This window comes from Rhizobium sp. SG570 (genome assembly GCF_012275345.1).
Classification (GTDB): Bacteria; Pseudomonadota; Alphaproteobacteria; order Rhizobiales; family Rhizobiaceae; genus Rhizobium; species Rhizobium lusitanum.
The window spans coordinates 23,443-29,442 of sequence record NZ_JAAZQI010000037.1; the positions used below are offsets into that span (position 1 = coordinate 23,443).

Annotated in this window: 6 protein-coding genes; 2 read left to right on the forward strand and 4 right to left on the reverse strand. The window is 54.6% G+C overall.

Annotation, left to right across the window (positions count from 1 at the left end; all coding sequences use genetic code 11):
* Positions 1-384: 384 nt before the first annotated feature.
* The 3 genes from FHT28_RS34795 to FHT28_RS34805 form a co-directional block, all read right to left on the reverse strand.
* Positions 385-1,665, reverse strand: coding sequence for a type II toxin-antitoxin system HipA family toxin (locus FHT28_RS34795; protein ID WP_168598782.1), 1,281 nt, complete (start codon positions 1,663-1,665; stop codon positions 385-387).
* Positions 1,665-2,006, reverse strand: coding sequence for a helix-turn-helix transcriptional regulator (locus tag FHT28_RS34800; protein WP_168598783.1), 342 nt, complete (start codon positions 2,004-2,006; stop codon positions 1,665-1,667). Before FHT28_RS34800 ends, FHT28_RS34795 begins: the two co-directional genes overlap by 1 nt.
* A gap of 436 nt (positions 2,007-2,442) precedes the next feature.
* Entirely contained in the window at positions 2,443-3,213 is a 771-nt protein-coding gene (locus FHT28_RS34805; protein ID WP_168598784.1) for an IS6 family transposase, read from the reverse strand.
* A 319-nt stretch (positions 3,214-3,532) separates the two neighbouring features.
* Here FHT28_RS34805 and FHT28_RS34815 point away from each other — a divergent pair, with 319 nt between their 5' ends.
* Positions 3,533-3,973 (forward strand): DUF4440 domain-containing protein, encoded by a 441-nt coding sequence (locus tag FHT28_RS34815; protein ID WP_246705048.1) that lies wholly within the window; start codon positions 3,533-3,535, stop codon positions 3,971-3,973.
* Between the two features lie 710 nt (positions 3,974-4,683).
* Positions 4,684-5,055, forward strand: coding sequence for a hypothetical protein (locus FHT28_RS34820; protein ID WP_246705049.1), 372 nt, complete (start codon positions 4,684-4,686; stop codon positions 5,053-5,055).
* 270 nt (positions 5,056-5,325) lie between these two features.
* Here FHT28_RS34820 and FHT28_RS34825 read toward each other — a convergent pair whose 3' ends face one another.
* Positions 5,326-5,922: a mobile mystery protein B gene (locus FHT28_RS34825; RefSeq protein ID WP_168598787.1), complete on the reverse strand. Its 597-nt coding sequence runs from the start codon at positions 5,920-5,922 to the stop codon at positions 5,326-5,328.
* Between the last annotated feature and the right edge of the window lie 78 nt (positions 5,923-6,000).

The following is a 6,000-nucleotide window of genomic DNA, read 5'->3' on the forward strand; positions in this document are numbered from 1 at the left end:
ATTCAAAACTCACTCCAGCACGGCGCCCGTCTCAACTGTTGGCAAAATGAAGCCGGCTCCGTCGAATATATTCACGCCGGCGCTCGGCGGCCCGGCCGGCATTCAGATAGCGCATGGTCCAATAATTGTTACAGGCTAAAATCATAAGCCAACGACCCCTGTCGGACAATCTCGAGCCAATCTGTTACATTGCAGACAAAAGTTCCATAAATCCGATTACATGCGATTCGCTAAGTCATTGAAAGAAATAGAATTTACGCACCAATCGATTGATTGGCGCTGGATACCAATCCCAACCGCGCGCCGCCGATTGGCTTCGCCTTCATCACATTTTCGGACGCAATGGTCCAGTCAACGAGATGGCATGCTCGATATTGCGCTGGGTCACGACACTTCACGAACCAAACTGAGAGTTTGTAATCGCGACAGAATGCGATTTCCCCTTTCCTCCCCCAGCAGTTCAGGCGCGAGAGCCGGCCAGACTTCCAGCGCCTGCTCAACAGTGCTGATTACTTCGCGAAGAATAGGTTTGGGATCAAGCCTTAGGAAGCTTGCAACCCTTTCGAAGCGATGAAGGTTCACATGCTCGAAACTATGCGTTTTCACAAACCGGAGTGCCATGGTGTCCGCCGGCATATAGAGAACTGTCGGTACGATGTCGTAGGCTGGAGACAGCCGTATTTCACCCGGCCGCGGGAATAGGAAAGACCAATTCTTCAGGTGGCTGTCGCCGTTGCCGATCAAGACGTCGGCGACAACGCGGCGTACCGCCTCCATGATATCGTCACGATGGTCGGTGCTGAAGCGTCGAACCACGTTAATGATGGTCTCTGTCGTGGCCATCGTGTATTTTCGATCACCTATCGCTCCGAGGATCTGACCTGCATCTTCCATATGAATGCGAGAGCCCTTTCCCGCCCGGTCGAAGCGGTCGACCACCAAGACATTCTGTCCATGCGCCAATAGCTCTTCGGGCACTCCTTTCACTGCGTTGCGAGGAGCCAGACGGCACACCGCAGTCCTGACTCCGATTGCGTTTGCCAATTGCATGGCGCCGAATTCGGCCTCTGGAAGGCCTGGAAAACGCTCACTTCCAACCTTTATGATGCAGCGACCGGTATCCCCATGACCGGGGATCGTTAGCCGCTCTCCGTCAGGATTTACCGTAAACTTCAGCTGGATACCGGCCAGGGAAAACTTCACGGTTCCCGCGGGAAGTGGTGCCTTGAACCCCTGCACGTTCTCCAGGGTAATCGGCCCTGCCGACGATGGTACATCGGTTTCAGGGACCACAAGGACAGCGCCCGGCAGGTCCGCGCCAAGCCGGGTCAGGACATCGAATTCATCGTGGTTACCTGGCCCCATCTCGGTCAGAACGAGATCTCGCAAAGCTCCCTCCGGAAGCAGCCCTGAGAACCATGGCGGCAGCGTACCATGCAAACCGATCTTGTCACCTCGTCTGGCCAAGCGATCGCGCGTGCTTGCGTCATCCTCGGGGTCATACCATCCAAGACTCAGGATAGGACGGTTCGCGTCGCGAAGGTAAGGCTCGGCAACGATGAATGCAGCACCACCGTCGGCATCACGGGTCAACGTCCCAGCTCTCACCGTGCCACGCGTCCGATCAAGAATGTGGACACCGAGTATGGCTGATATCTTTGCCATCAGGGTGCCTCGTCTTCATCGAGGTCGACGAAAAGCTCGTCAAATGCATTGGGGGCCTGCGTCGTGTGGTGATGATCGTTGCTCTCATTAATGAGATGTCGCACAGCAGCCAATCGCGATCTGGGCACCAAGACCGGCAAGAGGTCGAGTGCATCACAGATTTCGGCAAACAACGTCAGTCGATCTCGTCCTAAGCGGTTGTTGGTGAGGTCACGCTCCAACTCCGATATCCGCGCCCGGTCGCGACCAAGCCGCTTGGCGAGTTCGGGCTGGCTGAGCCCTCGCTGCTTTCGTGCAACAAGCAGCTGCTCTCCGAGCATGTTGTAAACTGACGAGCTCATGCGGAATTTCGCCTCTTTTTCTTTCAATGAGCGGAATACCGCTATGAGTTAACATAGCAACACATGCGGAATTACGCAATATCTGACACCGGGAAGCGGAATATCGCTTGAAAAACTCTGGAAGTCGATTGCAATCGTATGACCCCCCAGACACGAAGGTACCCCCCGAGCTCACGAGACTGAAGCGCCTCAATGCGCAGATGCGTCAGAAACTGGCGGCTGATCGGCGTTCTTGGTTCGAAATCCAGGCCTATGGTTGACGCTGCCAGCCTATTGGCGCTCGCAGAGTTTAGGTGCTGCAGCAGCCAATCACGAAAGCGGCCGCTTGCGTCGCGCCAGCACGATCACCACAACGCCGATAATGGCGACCAGAGCTCCCCGATAGGCTCTGTTGCAAGAATTCCGTGTGGTTGAGGAGATCCCTTGTTTTCCGCTGTCACGCGGCCTGACCCTCGAGATTCTGAACGAGTAAAGCTACCGCCTCGGTCAACGCGCTTGGCCCGATGCCGAAAGCTCGTTCAACAATGCGTGCTTCTCCACGAACGTCGCCCGTCAGGTTGAAAATCGCCGCTTGCCCCTTCCGTAAGGTACGCATGACCTCAAAACCCTTGAGCGTCGCATAGGCTGTTTTCAACGTCTTGAATCCTCGCACCGGCTTGATCAGTTGCTTCAGCTTGCCATGATCGGCTTCGACGACATTGTTCAGATATTTGACTTGCCGATGCGAGAGTTCCCCAGGGCATCTGCCTTCGGCCTTCAGTTCCGCAATAGCAACACCATAGGTCGGAGCCTTGTCGGTGTTGATGAGGGTGGGCTTCTCCCAGTTCTTCAGGCCATTCAGGGCCTTGCGCAGAAAGCGCTTTGCCGCTTTGGCATTGCGGATCGGGGAGAGATAGAAGTCGATCGTGTTGCCGAATTTGTCGACTGCCCTATACAAATAGGTCCATTGGCCGCGGACCTTCACATAGGTTTCATCGACGCGCCAGCTCGTTGATTGTGGCCGACGCCCGTGCCAGCGCAGCCGTTTTTCGATCTCCGGCGCGTACTTCTGGACCCAGCGATAAATCGTGGAATGATCGACTGGCACGCCCCGTTCGCCCATCATCATTTGCTCGAGATCACGATAGCTGACGCCATAGCGGCAATACCATCGCACCGCCCAAAGGATAATTTCGCCCTCAAAATGACGCCACTTGAAATCGTTCATCAAAAGTCTCGCTGAAAAACTTCGGCGCACTTTCGGACATCAACGCGACTTTGCAACAGAGCCCTTTTGGCAGACCACGAGGCCATCGGCTTCGCTGAGATATGTATACGCGAATATGCCAACGGCTGCACCGAACAGCCTGTACCCTTCCTAGAAGGGGTCTGGATTGATCCCAAACATTGGCGGCGGGGAGTTGGCCGCGCTCTCATTGCAAAAATCACAGACGATCTCAACGGAGCGCTTGCAGCCGTAGGATCGAAAAACCAATGTGCAACCTTAATATTGTGTTGCGGCCTTCCGAATGTTGCTTTGAAAGATGATGATAGAAACGAAGACTATCGAAGAGGAATTGGACGAGCGTCATGCCATAGCAAGGGCGGCGTTCTTGAACCGTGATGTCGCTGCTTACCGTGCGCTTTTCTCGCCTGCATTGGCGTATCATCAGATCAACGGAAGAGTGATCGATCGTCGTAAGCTCATGCGAGATGTGGCCTCGCAGTTTCGTCGTCGCCTGGATGCGAAATGGCACTATACCCGCGAGCATCTGAAAATTGATCTGGACGAGGCCGCCGAAACCCTTGTGCAGGTGGTCACGGTTGAAATGAGCGTCTTCGGCTTGATCCATCGAACCTGGCAACTCAATCGACGCGCGGTGTACTTCTGGACCAAACTCGGTGGAGTTTGGACGATTGGTCGGGTGCAAGTTCTTTCCGAAGAGGGCAAACACCTGGGTTGGCGGTTTGGGGTCATGCGGCGCTAGGGAAGGCGCACCTCTTTCCGTATGGCGTCAACCCGTTGTGGTTGTTCAGTACCGATCAGATCAAAACGCTCGCGCGTGCAGTCCCTGTTGAGGACGTCATCCTCGCAACGTCAAGCTGACCGGCGCGCAAGAGGGGGGCGACCTCGCGAACGAGACGCTCCTAGCGGGCCGCATGTTCGAAACCTCAAGAGCAATAAAGGTTCGCAAAACGGCATCGTCGTGTCTGGATGGCGCCCGCTTGGCAAGGTGATTTAGGCGATGTTTGAGCTTGGCGGGTCGGGTGTAGTCATGTCTCCGGCCTGTAAGCGCGGTTTGATATGACCGCTGGCCCTGATGTTTTGCGCTCAAACCGATCCCTATCACCTTATCGCGCTTTGACGCGCTGTACGATGCCACGAGTTCTTCGGTTCGTGCGATCCATTCCGCTTTCGCCTTCATATCACTCCTTCGTCATGCCGCCAACTTTTGTGCCCTATGGGCAGTTCGAAAGGCTTGATTTATTGCGTTGCTAGATTTTGATTGGGATGTCGAATATCCCGGTGGGGATTATAAAAACCGATTGCCGCCCCGAAGACAAAGGAACGAGCAAAATTACGCTGTTTGAACTCTCAAGAAACTACTTGGAAATAACTGATTGATTGTCCTCAACTCTAGTGTGCGACAACGAGCGGCTTCTGCTGTAAAGAACCATGGATAGTTGGAAGTAAAATTTGGCTCTTCGCGCTCACTATGGCGGGTTTCTTTTTATGAAAAACATTCAAATCATCGACGGAGCCGTAAACGCTACGTTTAGCATTTTTGAAGCGACTGAGAGAGAGTTCGAGATCATCTTTCCCGAGGGACGCGATATGGAGCTTATAGAAGATCTCATCGATCGCGTCGGCGATGATGGGGTTGCTCGATTGCTCGCCCCGGTATGGAATCGGCCAATTCTCAAAAGAGACGCAATGGGCGTTCATGGCACTCTGTTCTACGACAACGAACGTGTGAGAAGGCAAATTCCATTGTCAAAGCGAGAAGTTGATTGGGACGGCGGTTCGATTAATGAAGCCCAACGATCTCCTTTCGGACGAAACCGCTAATACCTCGATACCGGGAAAATAGTTCTGCAGTTCCATAAGTACTCGTACCTATTTGGAACGTCGCAAATCGCTGATATCGCTTCTTTAATCAGGATTGATATTGAAATTTCAATCGCGGGATCATCGGTTCGACTCCCATCAAGAGTATTGGGACCCGCCTGTCCATCCTTGCTAGGTCGCGAACCCGGAATGGGCCAAGAACCTTGGAGTGCCGCCAACTGGGCGCCATATGGCTACCGACCGTCTTTGTCGCAAATGCGATGGGCCCTGTCAGCTGCGTGCGAATTCCAGAAGCGGAGCGATGTCATGATTGTCCGCCGCGCGTAGTGCTGCGACGTAGCGTCCACGCAATTCGCCAACATTGGCCAGACTGCCGCCGCCCCAGGTAAAAGGATCACCGCCAAGCCGCTCGATCAGTAGGTCGGCTGCGAGACGTGCCTGCCGTCCATTTCCGTTCGGGAACGGGTGGATGGCGACGAGGCGATGATGGAATCTGATTGCTATCTCATCCGGTGGAAAGGTCTTGTGTTCAATCCAGTAACGGATGTCGCTCAATAAGCTCGCGAGCTCCATTCCAATACGATAAGCCTGAACGCCGATGTTGCGCTCCGTCGCCCGGAACGTGCCGGCCCATTGCCAGACGTCGCCGAACATCCGCTTATGTAGTGTCCGCATGAAGTCTTCGCTGAGCATCCGTTCGAGTGGCAAGCGCCGCCGGCCACGCGCCCAAGCCGCACCCTCGACGATGTTTTCCTCTTCCGCTTCGTTGAGGTCGCGGCGGTGAGTGATCCAAGTCTGAAGCAAACCCTCCCGTTCCTGCGGCTCAAGCGGCGTCGCGTCTTCGGGTTCCTGGAAAAGATCTGTCATACTTCGTTCCAGAGATCGCGCTCAGAGAGCCTGTCGCGGATGTATGCCTGGATACGAGATTCGGAATCCGCATTGTCC

Coding starts and splice junctions, on each gene's coding strand:
- FHT28_RS34795 (WP_168598782.1), bottom strand. CDS start 1,665: ATGGCAAAGATATCAGCCATACTCGGTGTCCACATTCTTGATCGGACG.
- FHT28_RS34800 (WP_168598783.1), bottom strand. CDS start 2,006: ATGAGCTCGTCAGTTTACAACATGCTCGGAGAGCAGCTGCTTGTTGCA.
- FHT28_RS34805 (WP_168598784.1), bottom strand. CDS start 3,213: ATGAACGATTTCAAGTGGCGTCATTTTGAGGGCGAAATTATCCTTTGG.
- FHT28_RS34815 (WP_246705048.1), top strand. CDS start 3,533: ATGATAGAAACGAAGACTATCGAAGAGGAATTGGACGAGCGTCATGCC.
- FHT28_RS34825 (WP_168598787.1), bottom strand. CDS start 5,922: ATGACAGATCTTTTCCAGGAACCCGAAGACGCGACGCCGCTTGAGCCG.